Annotated in this window: 12 protein-coding genes and 1 pseudogene; 7 read left to right on the forward strand and 6 right to left on the reverse strand. The window is 62.5% G+C overall.

Going from position 1 to position 16,218, the window contains the following annotated elements; genetic code table 11:
- Positions 1-52 precede the first annotated feature (52 nt).
- From RCH07_RS09200 to RCH07_RS09210, 3 genes are all read left to right on the forward strand, one after another.
- The gene (locus tag RCH07_RS09200) at positions 53-1,285 is read left to right on the forward strand and encodes a Wadjet anti-phage system protein JetD domain-containing protein (protein ID WP_326967164.1); all 1,233 of its coding nucleotides are present in this window, start codon (positions 53-55) and stop codon (positions 1,283-1,285) included.
- A gap of 284 nt (positions 1,286-1,569) precedes the next feature.
- Complete coding sequence (locus tag RCH07_RS09205; RefSeq protein ID WP_326967165.1) at positions 1,570-1,839, forward strand: type II toxin-antitoxin system TacA family antitoxin; 270 nt, start codon at positions 1,570-1,572, stop codon at positions 1,837-1,839.
- On the forward strand, positions 1,836-2,372 hold the full coding sequence (locus tag RCH07_RS09210; protein WP_326967166.1) for a hypothetical protein: 537 nt from the start codon (positions 1,836-1,838) through the stop codon (positions 2,370-2,372). The genes RCH07_RS09205 and RCH07_RS09210 overlap by 4 nt, the downstream gene beginning before the upstream one ends.
- A gap of 143 nt (positions 2,373-2,515) precedes the next feature.
- Here the strand turns inward: RCH07_RS09210 and RCH07_RS09215 are convergent, their stop codons facing one another.
- The 3 genes from RCH07_RS09215 to RCH07_RS09225 are packed head-to-tail and all read right to left on the reverse strand — an operon-like array spanning position 2,516 to position 6,394.
- Entirely contained in the window at positions 2,516-3,454 is a 939-nt protein-coding gene (locus RCH07_RS09215) for a sugar ABC transporter permease (RefSeq protein ID WP_326967167.1), read from the reverse strand.
- Positions 3,451-5,055, reverse strand: coding sequence for an ABC transporter permease subunit (locus RCH07_RS09220; protein ID WP_326967168.1), 1,605 nt, complete (start codon positions 5,053-5,055; stop codon positions 3,451-3,453). Before RCH07_RS09220 ends, RCH07_RS09215 begins: the two co-directional genes overlap by 4 nt.
- Positions 5,056-5,062: 7 nt before the next feature.
- Positions 5,063-6,394 carry a sugar ABC transporter substrate-binding protein gene (locus tag RCH07_RS09225; RefSeq protein WP_326967169.1) on the reverse strand — a complete coding sequence of 444 codons (1,332 nt, stop codon included), beginning with the start codon at positions 6,392-6,394 and terminating at the stop codon, positions 5,063-5,065.
- Between the two features lie 216 nt (positions 6,395-6,610).
- On the opposite strand from RCH07_RS09225, the gene RCH07_RS09230 reads away from it, so the two are divergent.
- From RCH07_RS09230 to RCH07_RS09240, 3 genes and pseudogenes are all read left to right on the forward strand, one after another.
- A complete protein-coding gene (locus tag RCH07_RS09230; protein ID WP_326967170.1) occupies positions 6,611-8,359 on the forward strand; it encodes a glycoside hydrolase family 13 protein in 1,749 nt (582 codons plus the stop codon).
- Entirely contained in the window at positions 8,347-9,375 is a 1,029-nt protein-coding gene (locus tag RCH07_RS09235; protein WP_326967171.1) for a LacI family DNA-binding transcriptional regulator, read from the forward strand. Before RCH07_RS09230 ends, RCH07_RS09235 begins: the two co-directional genes overlap by 13 nt.
- 385 nt (positions 9,376-9,760) lie before the next feature.
- A pseudogene (locus tag RCH07_RS09240) lies at positions 9,761-10,276 on the forward strand (alkaline phosphatase D family protein); the annotation flags it as partial.
- A gap of 187 nt (positions 10,277-10,463) precedes the next feature.
- Here RCH07_RS09240 and RCH07_RS09245 read toward each other — a convergent pair.
- Complete coding sequence (locus RCH07_RS09245) at positions 10,464-11,423, reverse strand: DNA cytosine methyltransferase (RefSeq protein ID WP_326967172.1); 960 nt, start codon at positions 11,421-11,423, stop codon at positions 10,464-10,466.
- A 66-nt stretch (positions 11,424-11,489) separates the two neighbouring features.
- A complete protein-coding gene (locus RCH07_RS09250) occupies positions 11,490-12,293 on the reverse strand; it encodes an HNH endonuclease (RefSeq protein ID WP_326967173.1) in 804 nt (267 codons plus the stop codon).
- Between the two features lie 321 nt (positions 12,294-12,614).
- On the opposite strand from RCH07_RS09250, the gene RCH07_RS09255 reads away from it, so the two are divergent.
- The gene (locus tag RCH07_RS09255; protein ID WP_326967174.1) at positions 12,615-13,781 is read left to right on the forward strand and encodes a DUF262 domain-containing protein; all 1,167 of its coding nucleotides are present in this window, start codon (positions 12,615-12,617) and stop codon (positions 13,779-13,781) included.
- Positions 13,782-14,878: 1,097 nt separating this feature from the next.
- Here RCH07_RS09255 and RCH07_RS09265 read toward each other — a convergent pair.
- Positions 14,879-15,688, reverse strand: coding sequence for a DUF2510 domain-containing protein (locus tag RCH07_RS09265; protein WP_326967175.1), 810 nt, complete (start codon positions 15,686-15,688; stop codon positions 14,879-14,881).
- Positions 15,689-16,218: the final 530 nt, after the last annotated feature.

The raw sequence follows: 16,218 nt of genomic DNA on the forward strand, positions 1-16,218 counted from the left end.
CCTCCGCGCTGAATCCCCGGCTGTGCGGGCCCAGGGCTGGACTACGCTGGCGATGCTGCGCACCCAGTCGCAGAAGGCCTGGGACAGCGGGGCGCTGCTGCGCGAGCTGCTGGAACCGAGCGGCGTGTATCCGCGCCGCCGTCCGCTGAAGCGGCCGACGGCGGCCACGCTCCGGAGTGACTACGCTGCGGCCCGGGCGTGGGCGGCGGAGTTGTTTGCTGCAGTTGGTCATTTCAGTCTGGAGACGGCGGAGGTGGGCCGCAGCACTGTCGGGGCCAACCTGCTGCCTGCCGCGGCGGTGTTTGACTCTGCACAGGATGAGATTGCGTTTGTCGGAAAGGCGAAGGACGCCGTGCGGTTGCGTGGGCTCGCCGCGGGGCTGTCAGCCCTGGACCCTGCCTTCCGCCGCTGGGCGCTGAAGCGTCCGCTGCAGTTGCTGGAGCTCGGCGGCGACGCGCTGACCGCAGCCCGGGTGTCCCTCTGGTTGCGGGGCAACGCGCATCCTGGCGTTTATGTCCGGCAGCTCAGCCTGCCCGGGGTCCACACCAAGTTCATCGAGCACCACAGAAAAGTCATCGATGAGCTGGCCGCGGAGCTGCGTGCAGGCGTGCCGTTTTCCGAGGACGGGGAGGCGGATGCCGTCGTTTCGGAAGTGGCCGCGGAGCCGGGGTCGCTGCTGGGCCAGGCACCGGCACGGACGCCGGCGGCACGCTTTGCGGCGCGGCACGGTTTTCTTCACCCTCCCGAGCTGGCCAGGTTCCGTGCCCTGGACCCTGGTATGCCGTTGCTGGGCGGGGCGCGGGACCTGACCGTCACGGCCGAGGCGTTCAGCACCCTGAACCTGCCGGTCCAGCGTGCAATCGTCACCGAAAACCTGGTGAATTTCCTGGCCCTGCCGGAAGTGCCAAACACGCTGGCCATTTACGGCGGCGGCTACGGGTTTTCCTCGCTGCGGGATGCCGGCTGGCTCCGCCACTGCGAGGTCTGGTACTGGGGTGACCTGGACACCCACGGCTTCCGGATCCTCGACCAGCTCCGGGCCGTGCACCCGCACGTGGTCAGCGTACTGATGGACCAGGCAACGCTGCTGGCACACCGCGACGCGTGGGGCAGCGAGCCGGCTCAATCCAAGGCCGCGCTTGGCAGGCTGACGGCCGCGGAATCTGCGCTCTATGAAGCACTGGGCAGTGACCAATTCGGGAAGGCCGTCCGGCTGGAACAGGAGCTAATCCGCTGGGACTGGGCCTTGGAAGGACTGCTGGGCGGACGCCGTCCGACTACGTAGGCTCCGACCACTTTCGTGCGTCCATGATCTCAGCCAAGGTTGAACGGGCGCGCAACCATTCCCGGGCCCTAGTCGCTCCCTGTCATGCAGTTCCCTATATTTAGTCATGCAGTTCCCTATATTTAAAGGTGAAGACCCCGGAACGATCACTGGTTCGCCATATCGCCGGGGTTACGCCTTTAACACTTTGGGCGGCTTGGCCTTGGCGTCCCGGCAACTGAAGACGCCAGACCCCTACCCACTACCGTACAGATACCGTACAGTTGGTCGAGGAGGCAAAGACTATGGCAATCACAAAATCCCGTCGCTTGGAGTTGCGCACGGACCAGAGCACCGATGAGTTGATCACGGAAGCTGCGGAACTTCTCCACGTAACTAAGTCAGCGTTCGTTACCGATGCGGCTCGCCAAGCGGCACAAAAGGTCATTTCTCGCTCGGAGGTCACTCTCATGGCTCCCGAGGTCTTCGACGTCATGATGGCATCCCTCGACGTTCCGGACGAGTCGACGGAGTTGGCTGCACTGTCCAAGCTTCCGAGGCTTATCGGTCGATGAGCGACCCGACTTACCGCACGGCGAAGCTGGCCCCCGGGTTTGACCTGGGGGCCTTCGACTGCGGCGAACCGGGATACAACCAGTGGCTCACCGAGCACGCGATGCAAGCCTTGGAGTCTGGGGCGAGCATGGTCTACCTTCTTCTCGAGAAGCGTCCCGATGAGGACGAGCGAGTCATTGGATACTTCGCCATCTGCCCGACACTCGTGGTCCGGGATGATATGCCGAAGCCGCTCCAGCGGAAAGTACTGCGCAACGCCCCAGCCTGGTTGCTGGCCAAGCTTGCACTCGACAGCTCCATGCGTGGAGACCAAGTCAACCAGTGGGGCTGGCAGCTTCTGCGTGCAGCACTGGAGACCATCGTTGAGGCCTCCGAGCTCGGCGGAGGCCAGATCATCGTGGTCGACGCCGGCAATTCCGGCTTGGTCCGGTGGTACACGCGGCACGGGTATATTTCCACCGGGGGCCACAACCTCAGGCTCTATATGAAGGTCGCAACGGCCAGGAAGTACCTCGGTTCGGTCGAGGACTGATCCTGCGACAACATCAGATCGGGCGCCGTCCGTTAGCGCCCGACGGCGGGAGGTGCAGTTGGCTGCACCGCCCGCCACCGCCCGCCACCGCCGCCGTCGAACAGCTCGCGTGATGCACGCAGACCTAACCTGCTGGTTTTGTCCTACTTTACTGATCCGGCAGTGAGGCCGCCCACGATGAATTTCTGCAGGTACAGGAACAGGAGGAGCACCGGCAACGCGATCATGACCGAGCCTGCCGCGAAGACACCGAGGTTGTTGCTGCGGTCCCCGGCGATGATCCCAAACATGCCCACCGCGAGGGTCTTCACGCCGTTGTCCGTGAGGAAGATGCTCGCCAGGATGTATTCGCCGATCACCGCCACGAAGACCAGCAGGCCGGTGATGGCCAGGACGGGACGGATCAAGGGCAAAATGATACTGGTGAAGGTGCGGAAGTGCCCGGCACCGTCAATCCGGGCGGCCTCGTCAAGTTCGTGCGGGATGGAGTCAAAAAATCCCTTGATGAGCCAGACCTGTCCCAAGGCGCCGCCCATCAGCACCAGCGCGTAGCCGGAGAGTGTATTCAGGCCGATGCCAGGAATGACCTTGCCGAAGTTCGCGATCATGAGGAAGAGCGCCACCACGGCGAGGAACTGCGGGAACATCTGGACCAGGAGCAGCGCCAGCAGTCCGCCGCGCCGTCCGTAGAAACGGAAGCGGGAGAAGGCGTAGGCGGCCAGGGTGCTCAGGATTACCTGGGCCACGGAAACCACGGTGCACAGGATCAGCGTATTGAGGTACCAGGCGCCGAACGGACCCTTGGAACCGCCCAGCAGCGTCTCGAAATTCACCAGGCTGAAGGTCCGCGGAATGATTTCCGTGGTGGCCACGCTTCCGAGGGGGTTGAAGGCGGCGGAAACGATGTAGAGCACCGGAAAACCCGCGAACGCGACGCCGGCGAGGCCCACGATGTGGCGCCAGCCGACCTCGCGCCACCAGCGCCTGCCGCGCGGCACCTCCAGGCCGTTCTTCCGGACCCGCATCCGGGTACTGGTGGCGGCGTCGTCGTCGGGCGGGGTCTTGGTGAGTGTGCTGGTCATCGCACGTCCTCCAGGGCTTTGGTGTAGCGGAACTGAATGCCTGCAAGCACTGCCGTGACAATGAACAGGACTACGGAAATGGCAGAGGCGAAGCCGAACTCGGCACCCGCGCCGCCGAAAGCGATCCGGTAGGCGCCGCTGATCAGGATGTCCGTGGCACCGATCTGTCCGCCGCCGTTCGGGAAGGGTCCGCCGCCGGTCACCAGCTGGATGACGTTGAAGTTATTGAAGTTGAACGCGAAGGACGAGACCAGCAGTGGCGCCACCGCAACCAGCAGCAGCGGGAACTGTACCTGCGTGAACGTCGTCCAGCCGCTGGCGCCGTCGATCTTCGCCGCTTCCGCAACATCCTGCGGGAGCGCCTGCAGGGCGCCGGTGGCAATCAGGAACATGTACGGGAATCCGACCCACAAGTTGGTCAGCAGCACAGCGATCTTCGCGAGGAGGGGGTCACCCAGCCAGTCAATCTTCGCACCGCCGAGCATGGAGTTGATGAGCCCGAAGTCCTTGTTGTAGAAGCTTTGCCACACGATGAAGGAGATGAACACCGGGATGGCGTAGGGAATGATCATCACCGCGCGGTAAAACTTCAGCCCGCGCACGCGCGGGTCATTGAGCGCACCGGCCAGAAGGAGGCCGACGACGAAGGTGCTCCCCACGGACCCGACGGCGAAGACCAGCGTCCAGACGAAGGATCCCAGCAGGGAGTCGCGGATCTGGGGGTCGGTGAACAGCCTGGCGTAGTTATCGAAACCGACGTTGCGTTCCCAGCTCTGGTCAAAGCCCTTGGCACCGCCGGCATCGGCGAAGTATTCACGGTCACCGAATTTCTGGACCATGAAGACCTCCCCGGTGGCGGAGTCGGTGATGCTGTCGCTGGCGGCGTCGTACTTCAACGTCTGGATGCCTTCGAAGGCCCTGTTGATGCCTTGGGCGCGGATGGCGCCCTTGTCCGTGGGAACGGTCACGCTGCTGACCTTGGTGCCCGCGGCGTTGACCTCCTTGCCCGTGAGGATTTTGTAGCCCGGAGCCTGCTTGACGAATCCGCCGGCTACTGCGGCGTCGGCTCCGGCAAGCGGTTTGAGTCCCTCGGCGTCTCCGGTAAAGATTTCCTGCGAGGCCTTGTCCACCAGGAAGAACATGAAGGGCCCGTCCGTCGTCGAGCCTTTTGTCCCCACGGAGAGGTTGTAGGTCTTCGAATCAGGCGCCTGTGTGACGGAATTCTGCACGATCGTGGCGATCGTGTCTTCCTTGGAGCCGCGGGTTCCGTCGCCGGAGTTTGTGAAGGACAGCTGCGCGGTGGAAATTATCGGCAGGAGTACGAAGACGGTGAGCAGCAGAGTGCCGGGAAGCAGGTACTTCAGCGGCACCAGGCGCCGGGTCGAGTAGACGGCGATGAGGCCGGCCACGCCGATCCAGAGTCCGGCGAGCATGCCCCACTGCTCGCCTGCCAGAAGGAGCGGGGTCAGGGAGATGGCGGCGCCAAGGGCAGCGCCGAGGCCGAGGATCTTTGCCAGCAGGGCGGGAACTGACGTGGTGGAGCCCAGCGACAGACTGGGCCCCACCACCTTTCCCGTTTTCTTCGGAGTTCGGGTAGCCATCGGGAAATTACTTCAGCGCACCGGCGATGGTGTTGCCGGCTTGTGTCATGGTCTCGGCCGGGTCGGCGCCGCCTACGATGGCTGTTTCTGCCTGGCCCAGTGGCGCCCAGACGGCGGCCATCTGCGGAAGCGATGGCATCGGGATGCCGGCTGCGGCGGCTTCAGCGGCTACCTTGGTGTCCGGGTCGGCTTTGGCAACCTCGTCAATCAGGGCAGCAATTGCCGGCGGAATGTGGTCCGCCTCGTAGAGCGCGCGCTGGGTCTCCTGCTGGGAAGCAACGGTCTGCACGAAGGTCTCGGCAAAGGACTTGTTCTTGCCTTTGGACGCGACGTAGAAAGCCTGGACGCCGGTGAACGGCTGGGCCGACTTCATGCCTGCGAACCCGGGGATGGGGCTCAGCGCGTAGTCGATGCCGGCCTTTTTGATGTCACCCAGCGCCCAGGGGCCGTTGATCATAAACGCGGTCTTGCCCTGGTTGAACAGCGCACTCGAGTTGTCGGCGCTGACGGACGTGCTGAGCACCTTGGAACCCTTCTCGCCGAGCTCACCGATCTTCTTGGCAGCAGCGAGGGAGCCTTCCTTGCCTACGCCCAGATCCGAGGGATCAAAGCTGCCGTCGGCTTTCTTGCCGAAGAGGTATCCTCCGGCCGAGGAAAAGATCGGCTGCATGAAGTATGCGTCCTTGGGGCCCACCTGAAGATTGAGTGCCCGCTCGGCTTTTCCTGACTCAACTGCCGCCTGTCCTGCGGCGATGAGTTCTTCGAAGGATTTCGGCTCTACGGGCGCCAGGGCCTTGTTGCGGATCAGCACCAGTGATTCAACCGAGGCCGGCATCCCGTAGGTCTGCCCGTTGTAGGTGACCGCGTCCGTGGCAACCGGCAGGAAAGCCTTCTTCTGCTCGGCGGTGATCTGCACGGGGTCGATGGAGCCGTTCTGGACCATGTTGCCGATCCAGTCGTGGGCACCGATGACCACATCGGGGCCGTTCCCGGACGCGTTGGCGGTGACAAAGTTGGTCTGGAGCTCCGTCGCAACCGCCTGGACGGCCACGGTGATGCCGTTGTCTTTGCCGAACTTGTCGGCGATCGGCGTCAGCGCCTGAACCACCGCGCCGTTGGCCCAGATGACCAGGTCCGCGTCGCCGCGGACGGGCGCCGGGTCGGAAGCCGAGGGTGCGGCGGCCGCCGTCGGGCTTTCCGACGGCGTGGCGGCCGCGCTGCCGGATGGGGCGCCGCCGCCGGAGCAGCCGGAGGCGAGGAGCATGAGGGAAACGGCAGCGGCCGTGGTAAGTGATGCCCTGGCCCTCCGGGCCGAGGACTTGACGAGAGATGTGCGCACCGATGCGCCTCCTTTAGGAAATGGGCTTTTGCCCTCTGCTGTATCCGCGGCTTTTGACCTCCGAAAGTGATTCCAGGGCCGGGCCGGGTGAGACAAGTCACTACTGTAAGCGATTCTACAATATACGTCCACTGTCCTCGAAAATGACCCACCATCATGCAAACACTGAGTGGAAGCCGTTCCAGAAATTTCATCAACCCAGTTACCATTGCCCACATGACTGAAACAATCGCCCCTGATGTGCCCCGCCTATCCCCCGCCCGGCTGGTGCCTGTTCACCCCGCTGACGAAGGTTCGCAGTGGTGGCGGTCATCGGTGATCTATCAGATTTATCCGCGCTCGTTCAGGGACCTGAACGGCGACGGAGCGGGAGACCTGCCCGGCATTACCGCCGAGCTGCACCATCTCGCCGACCTCGACATCGACGCCGTCTGGCTGTCCCCGTTTTACGTCTCGCCGCAGCGTGACGGCGGCTACGATGTGGCGGACTACTGCGATGTTGATCCGCTGTTCGGAACCCTCACGGACTTCGACGCACTGGTCGCGCGGGCGTCGTCGCTGGACATCAAGGTCATCGTCGACCTCGTTCCCAACCACTGTTCCTCGGACAACGCTCTCTTCCAGGCAGCGCTCAAGGCCGGCCCCGCCAGCCGGGAACGGGACATGTTCATCTTCCGGGACGGACGAGGTAAGGACGGCAGCCTTCCGCCGAACAACTGGCAGTCCCACTTCAGCGGATCAGCGTGGACCAGGATCACGGAGGCATCCGGGGAGCCTGGCCAGTGGTACGTGCACCTTTTCGACTCCTCCCAACCGGACTTCAACTGGGACAACCCCGCAGTCCGCGCCGAATTCGAACGTATCCTGCGCTTCTGGCTGGACAGAGGAGTGGCCGGCTTCCGCGTGGACGTGGCACATGCCCTGATCAAAGCCAAGGACCTTCCGGACTGGCACGGCCGGGCGGACGGCGTGAGCACGGATGACTACCCCGGCCACCTAGCACCCATGTTCGGCCAGCCCGAAATCCACGACATTTACCGCCGCTGGCGCGAGGTCCTGGCCGAATACGACGGCGAACGCATCCTCTGCGCCGAAGCCAGCATCGACCCGCTGTCCCGGCTGACCGACTGGGTCATGCCCGACCAGATGCACCAGGCCTTCAACTTCGCCTACCTCGGTACGCCGTGGGACCCCGCCGCGCTGCGCTCAGTCATCGAAAGTTCACTGCGGATGTTCGACTCCGTCGGCGCACCCACCACCTGGGTGCTGTCCAACCACGACGTCGTCCGGCACGCCACCCGGTTCGGCATCACCTCGCCGTCGTCCCGCCCGGGTGACGGCCTCGGCGCCGAGGACGTCCAGCCGGACGCGGAGCTGGGTCTGCGCCGTGCCGCCGCCGCGTCGATGCTTATGCTCGCGCTGCCCGGCGGGGTTTACCTGTACCAGGGTGAGGAACTGGGCCTGCCGGACCACACCACCATGGACCATGGGTTCCGCCAGGACCCCAGCTTCCGCCGGACCGCCGGCGAGCGGATCGGCCGCGACGGCTGCCGGATCCCGCTGCCCTGGGACGCAGCGGCCCCGGCGTTCGGCTTCAGCGGCACCGGGGACGCGTGGCTGCCCCAGCCCGCGGACTGGGCCCAACTGTCCCGGAATATCCAGCGTGCGGACCCGTCCTCCGTGCTGTCGCTGTACCGCCGGGCCCTGCGTCTCCGCCGGGCCGAGAGCCTCGGTGCGGGCTCGCTGGACTGGCTGTCGGCATCCATCGGAACGGACTGCATCGCCTTCGTCAACAACGGAGTACTGGTCATGATGAACATGGGCGAGAAGCCTGTGGACCTGCCAGGCCTTGAGGTACTGCTGTCCACCGATGATCAGCCGTCCGGTCAGCGTAAACTGGGTCCCGCGCACTGCGTCTGGCTGCGTATGGACCCAAGAGGCACAGAGGATCAGTGGCAGGAATAAAAGACGTTGCGCGCCTGGCCGGGGTTTCCCCGGCCACGGCCTCGCGCGCGCTGAGCGGCAACGGCAGCGTCTCGGCCCGGGCGAGGCAGGCCGTCACCAGCGCGGCCAGCGAACTAGGCTTCATCGGGTCCTACCACGCCTCCAGCCTGGCGACAGGACGCAGCCGAAACGTGGGAGTGGTCCTCCCCTATGTCAACAGATGGTACTTTTCCACTCTGCTGGAAGGCGCCAATGCCGCCCTCATGGACGCCGGCTACGACCTCACCCTGTACGACTTCCAGGGCGACCGCTACCGCGAAACCGTATTAGGCGATTTCCTCCTGCGCAAACGCCTCGACGGCGTCATCGCAGTCTCCCTGCAGCTCAACGAACACGAAGTAAAGCAGATCCTCTCGGCCGGCATACCCGTGGTGGGGGTGGGCGGGCCCCTCCCCGGCATGGCAACAATCAGAACCGACGACCCCGGCATCGGCAGGCAGGCCACCGAACATCTGATCAGCCTCGGCCACACCAGGATCGCGCACATCGGCGGCGAACACGAAGTGGGCCGGTATTTCAAGATATCCACCGGCCGCCGCGTCGGCTACGAGGAAGCCATGGCCGACGCCGGCCTGCCGCTGCGCGATGCGTGGTCACTCGTCTCCGATTACACGCTCAACGACGCCTACGCCCAGGCCAAGCACCTGCTCGCCAATGCAGCCGAGCGGCCCACAGCCATCTTCGCCGCCTCCGACGAAATGGCGGCCGGGGCACTCCTCGCCGCCCGCGATCTGGGACTGAGAATCCCTGACGAGCTCTCCGTCATCGGTGTGGACGGCCACGAGATGGGCGAAGTGCTTGGCCTGACCACCATCGACCAGTTCGCCCGCCAACAAGGCACCCGGGCAGTCGATCGGCTGCTGGCTCAGCTCAAACCCGGAGCTGAACCGACGGAGCCAGCCGACGAGCTCGTTCAAACCCGATTCATCGTCCGATCCAGCACCGCCGCACCCTATATCAGGGCGCGCAGCCGCTGACTTGGTGCAAAAGTGCGACGGCGAAGTTCCGGGAGACCGGGGTTGCCGTTGAGGTGGCGGCTGTTTCGGGGTGAGGCCGGGGGTTGCTCACATCATCGCCACCACGGACAGGCTCCCGGCCGCCGGGGAGACCACCGGCGGCAGCAGCCGCTGCCCGTCTGGGCGCCAGCGCGAGAATCATCGGGGCGGTGGGCGAGAACGCCTCCGGCCGGCTGATGCTGGACGACCTGGGAGGCGCCAGTGTGGACACTTCGGCCGCCGCCGTGCTCGACGGCGACGCGACGGCACGGCGCTGATCGTGGCGGACCGCCACGGCGAAACCAGATCGTGGTGTGCCCAGGGGCCAACTCCAGGTTCTCGTCGGAGGGCCTGCAGTTCGGTTCCGGACGGCTGGCAATAGAACGTGACCGATCACCTGGCCGGGAACCTCACCATCACCGGCGCGCAGCAGGAGAAGTGGCTGCTGGACGGCTTCAAGAACTCCACGCAGCACTGGGACATCCTGGGCCATCAGGTGTTCTTCGCCGAACGGGACCGGAACCAGGCGCCGGAGATCGACGACGTCGTGGACGCGAACGTGCGCAATGCCGTGGTCCTGATCGTAGACGTGCACCGCAACTGGGCCAACTACGTCAAGGTGGATTACAAGGACCCGGCCTCGCCCGTGGTGGGCTCGGAGCTGGTGTGCACGTCCATCAGCTCCACCGGAAACGGCACCGGCCCCACCACGGATGCAACAATGGCATGGAACCCGCACCTGAAGTTCTACAACGACAACCGCGGCTATGTGAACACCCGCATCACGAAGGACACCATGACCGCCGAATTCCGGGTAATGGACGTCGTCACGACGTCGGGATCCCCCGTCAGCACAAGGGCCTCCTTCGCCGTCCAGTATTAGGTTCCAGTGCCGCGTTAGCGGGTAGAGCCTGCCGGAACTCGGGTGATGGAGCCTGTTGAACCCCGGCGGGCCGCCAGCAACTTTCGCTGGCCGCCCCGCCACTGTGCTCATCTGGGTGGGTCATCAGGGCGCAGTCACTGGGCCACTTATCTGCAGCAGGGCTCCCGGACCCGCTGGCTTCTGACCCCTAGGCTGCAACATGGAGGCGACGTGCAGAAATGGCTTTGTGGATCTGGCGTCCAACTGCGGCGGCAACGGGTGGCGGGAAAGCGTTGCCGACCTGGCGATACGCGGCCGTCTTGCGGCCGGAGATCTGCCAGTCGTCAGGGAATCCCTGGACCCGAGCGGCCATGCGCACTGTAAGACGCGGCATTCCCTCAAACCCCGCCTCCGGCGGGAACTCAGCGAGGGTCTTGCCGTTAACGCCGAGCGACGCCCAGGCGGCGCGGGCGCGGGTAGGTCCCAGGTCTGGGCCGCCATGCTTCTTAGAGCCGCCGACCAGGGTAGGGGCGATAGACGAGGCTCCAAGGGCCCATTCGTCGGCGCCTTCCCAGCCATTGGATGCCATGAGGTCGCCCAACAATTCTCCGACAGTTGGGGGCATTGCCTCGTTCGGCGTCGGCCAGTGAAAGTGCTCCGAAATATCGTTGCGTATGCCGACGAACAGCACACGAGGGCGCAGTTGCGAGACACCGTAGTCAGAGGCGTTCAGCAGACGCCAGCCCGGGGTATATCCCAACTTTTTGAGTTGCGATTCGACGTCCCTACGGTACGTCTCGAAGACGGGGTCCAGAAGCCCTCGCACGTTTTCCAGCATTACGGCTTTGGGCCGAATCTCGTCAACCAGGTGGATCGCTTTGGGGAACAGGTTCCGCTCGTCTTCGGCGCCGAGTTGCTTACCCGCCTTGGAGAACGGGGGACAGGGCACGCCGCCAGCGAGCAGGTCGACGCCTTCGTACGGCTTGCCGGACCAGTCGAGGAGGTCCTCTTCCAGAACGTTCCACTCTGGACGATTCATGCGAAGCGTGGCGCAGGCCGGTGGCTCGATTTCGACAAGCGCCTCGTGGCCAAAACCCGCCATCTCCAAACCAAGGGCTTGTCCCCCCGCTCCCGCACAGATCTCGACTGACGTTAAATGTTCGACCACTATGTTCCTCCCGCTGATTGCGATTACAAGACTACCTTGGGGAGACACTATGGCCCACGGGAGACACTATGACTCCAGGCCTCCGTTCACCATGATTTGGATCAAGCTTTCGAGTACGGCGCGCTCGGCCGGGGAAAGCCGCCGAGCGTCGTCATACACGACGTCCAGCTTGTCGCGCGACCGTTGCTGGGCGCGCACCCAGGACAGCAGCCGTTCCTTCTCAACACGCTTCAGCTTGCGAACGTCCGGCAAGACTTCTTGAAGTGTCTTTGGTACCCGGATTTCCTGGCGCACAGGTTCGTTACACCTCTTACACTCAGTCCGCAGATTGTTGAGGTCGGCATTACTGCCACCATGGTCGTTGGCCAGGATGTGGCCAACTGTCATGCTGGCGCTCGTGCCTGGCTCCCCCGGGTATTCCTCTCGATCGGCAACCCCGCAGACGAGGCATCGGCTGGCATCGCGCTCGAATACCTTACGCCGCACGGACTGCGAGACTCCCGTTGATTTCGCTCGTGCGGTACCGAGCCCAGGATGCCAACCAATTTTATCGACTCGGTAAGTCCCCATAGGGAGGCTACCGTCGTCTTTATTACTGGGAATCACCCAAAGATCGCGTATCCGCAGTTCGCGAAGTCGCCTGTTCAGGTGTTCGTCACTGTTAGCAACTTCGGATCCCAGGGCCGTTCGGACATCCCGCATGGTGAACGTCCCACCAACTGGAAAGTTGTACGCCAGCCAGGCACAGATTTTCAGTTCTGCGCCATAGCTTTGCTGCTTGCCGGGATGCTGATCTAGCTTCCACCAGAGTGTGCCATCCGAGGCAAAGGCTTCGGGCGGGTAATGCGATCGTACTTCGGTTTGATTCACTTGATAGTTCTAGCCGGCTTCTGGGGATATTGTCTTCACACGCCATGCCGTGCGGCGGAAAACGTAGCGCATTCGCGTCGGCGTTGACTTGGTCCGCCTCTGGCTGTCGCCTAGCCCGGCTGCACCCTCGTCCATCGCAAGAACACCAGCGATGCCCAGAACTCGGGAGAGCGCCTACGTGTGCTTCCTTCTCCGCTCAGGGAGCTGTCGTGGTTTTGTAGCATCATAGGAGTAGCTTGTGACCGGACGGCCTGGCGTTAATGTCGAGAGGCCGGGAAGCGAGCAACGTGGCCTTGGACGCACTCACTAGTATGGGGAAAAATGACTCAGACAGAATTTGTAGAAAACGACAATGTGCCCGACGTTGTTGTAGATGACGAAACCGAGGCGGACGATCTCGGACTCTACGAAACCGCACCGTCGAGCCTTCCGTACTTTGGCGCGGATTTTGACGTCGCCGGACTCGTACGTCGACTCGACGATAACGACATTCTCGTCCCCCGTTTCGATCCAGACGAATCTGACGACCTCACTATCGAAGGATTCCAGCGTCAGCGCGTCTGGACGACGCCCCGCATGGAAAAGTTCATCGAGTCCCTTCTTCTCGGCTGGCCCGTTCCCAGTATCTTCCTGGTTGTCGAGCCAGATGGACGCTACTTGGTTCTCGATGGTCAGCAGCGACTAACTACCCTTCAGAGTTTTTACAGCGGTAGTCACCCAGACGGTCGGCCCTTCGTGCTGCGCGATGTCTCGGAGCATCTCCACGGTGCCACATTCGAGACGTTGTCAAAGGAAAGCAAGCGCCGGCTAAACAACACATTTATCCAAGCGGTAGTTATCGAACCTGCGGGCGACGAAGGCCGCGACGCCGTCTACCGCCTATTCGGACGGCTCAACAGCGGCGGCGTTTCACTAACTGCTCAGGAGATTCGTGTCGCCCTCTACAGAGGGCCACTAGTTGACTTCATCCGCGAACTAAATCATAATTCGTCCTGGCGCCTCCTATTCGGAGCGGCGCACAAGAAGCTCAAAGATCACGAATTAGTGTTGCGCGCCGTCGCAATGGCAGACGTCATCAGTCAGACTGCAGGAGAATGGGATAATGAGGATATGTGGTTAAACGCATATAAGCCGCCAATGGCTCAGTTCCTTAACAACTTTTTGGAAAGTCATGGTGATCTCGCTGATTTCGACCGCAATGCCCTTTCAAGCGCCTTTAGCACAAGCTGTAAGTTGCTAGTAGATGCCAACGGACGCGACGGCCTGAAGTTTGCGGGAAGACTTAACGCTGCACACATCGACGCAGTCCTTGGTACGTTGATTTTTGCCCACCAGAACGGAATGAAAGTAACCAAGGATCGTGTCAAGGAGACGATCGCGACGCTACGATCCGACGATGCGTACATTGACTGGGTCTCCCGCAGCACGTCTCACCGCGACAGTGTCTACGGCAGACTCAGAACCGCACATAGCGCATTGCTGGGTTAACACATGGCAACCAGTATGATCGCCCATCCGGACGCATATGCCCTTTGGACCAGACTGGAGTCCGAATTTGATCGATATCACGCGGCCATCGCCTACATACCAATTGATCAGACACGTCTTCAGGACGACCTCCGCCGCTATCTATGCCTAAGGTGTGCAGGCTTCCTCGAGAAGCTCGTGCATTTGTGTGTCCACCTCTATCTCGACGAAACGTCGGGGGGACCCGCCCTAGAGTTTGCTAAGTCCTTCTTCTCGAATGCTCCCAATCTCAACGCTGACTCTTTTAGACGAGTTCTGGCCCGATTCGGAGACGAACACGCCGCGGGTTTCGATGCTTTCCTGACGAACCAACGGCGAGATAGCCTCAATGATCTCTCTTCGCTGAGAAATCCTATTGCTCACGGAGACGTCACAGGAGGACGAAAACTCGACCCTGAACCCTATCGACGGTTATGCAAAGAGGTTTATCAGTGGCTGACAAGCGAGTTGCTCTCGCCGACCGGAGTCATAGCTGATTTCCGTGACTCGCCCACTGAATCCAACACTCTTGCCTGACCGCAGAGTGTTCCCATGCCTGTCTTCCGGGAGAAATCCCATCCAACGTGGAGAATTCAGGACTGTTAGGCACTTCCTTCTGCTGCCCACGTGGTCGTGTGGAAATATCCACGGTGCCGGTGCGCACATGTGAATCACTCAACAACACCAACCGGCTGAAATAAGTGTGACACTGGGCGCTGTACCGCCCGGTCCGCGGGCTCGTCGTCATCGTGGCGAATTCCGCACCCAACACGCTTGTGTAGTTGTATTTCAGCACGTGGTTTTCACGACACAGAGGCTACGAGACACCGAGTCGGATCTGCGAAGGAGCGTCCGCCCGTAAGCGGATCCCGTCGTGGTAGTTGCGACGCTGGGTGGGACATTGGCGCAACCTCAGCTCGACAAGCTACGCCTCCTGCATGGACGTCGCTGACCAGGGCAAGTATGAAGTATCGGCGACACCGAACGTCCGGAAGTCGACTACTTACCCTGACGCGTCTCGCGGGCGGGGGGCAGATATCTTCGGAAAGTGCCCGTTCGAGTCGGATCAGGGCCTCAAATCACGCCGGGTCCGCAGGGGCCAAAGGTGCCGTGTGGTCGGTCCAAACAGCGCCGTCCCAGTACCGCTGAATATCGCCCTGCGGGTACCAGTCCGCCGGCACACTAACGGGCGGGGGAGGTGGGGGAGCGGTTGCAGGGGCTGTCGTGAGAACAGCGGTGTCCTGGCCAACAGGGTGGGCGCCGTGTTCGGTGGCAGCGTTATTGACCTTGTTCGCGAACTGTCGGGCCTTAGTCTCATCCAGCCCTTTGACCTCCTTCATGATCACCTCGTCCGGGGTGATGATGTTCAGGTAAACCTTGGTGCGGTCCTTTTTCGCGATGGCGCCGACAACGGCTCCCGTGGAGCCGAAGGTCATGGCGCCAGCAACAACGCGGGGTGCCGTGACACGGGCACTGATGGCAGCGCCGGTTTCCACATGCGCCTCACATTCAGCAACCGGCCATTCCTTGGGAAAGCCGAACATTGTCGGCTGCCTTTTGAGGACACCGGCCTTGAGGATCAGGTCTTGGAACTGAACAGTCGTGCCAGCCTTAAGGATCTGGCCGATTTCCGACACAGTGACCTGCCGATCGATCTGGTCAGGTTCGGCAGACTCCGGCGGGGTCACATATTCCGCAGTCTGGACTCGTTCCCGCAGCGCGGAGTTGAAGGCTTCCGCTTCCTTCTTGGCAGTCAAACGCGAGCTGTAGGTGTCGAGGAGCGCGTTGACTTTCGCTTGGCCCTCCCTCAAGACGAGGCGCAGATAGCCTTCCTTGAACGTCTTCGGCACCTGGAAATCGATTTCGAGAATGTGCTCGTAGGGGATCACCCTAGGCGAGACTGCCGCTTCTCCGGCAAGGCCATCGCCCCGAATTCCATGATGACCGCGGTGTCCGTGAGACGGACCATTCCGTCGGCGGTAGTTATCTGCATATCGGAATCCTAATAGCTGAACGCGCAACTCTGGGGCATTGAGTCCTCGGGAAGACTTCCTGCGGCTCCGCACACATGGGCTGTCCCGTTCAGGTCCGGCCTTCACCCGGGAGGATCTGGATGGTCCCGTTTTCGGCGAGCGTTGCATGTCGTGAATGAGATCGCGGCCCTTGACTCCTGTGCTCCGCGAACGGACCGGTGGAGGGAATTGGTGGCCAGCCGGCCAGATACAGTAATGGACTTGATTGCCCGTAAGACGGTCCGCTGCCGGGCCGATCTGCTCGGCGTCACAGACGTGCGCGGTCCTAATCGTCGTGATGACCGTTTGGCTATGCCCGCTTGGCCCGCCCGGTGAAAATGCAGGGAAGGGTGGCTTATCTGAAACATGATTCCATGTCCCGAAAACCCTAGGGGTACGAGGCGTCT

Origin of the sequence: Arthrobacter sp. CG_A4, from assembly GCF_035985125.1 — a bacterium.
GTDB lineage: Bacteria > Actinomycetota > Actinomycetes > Actinomycetales > Micrococcaceae > Arthrobacter.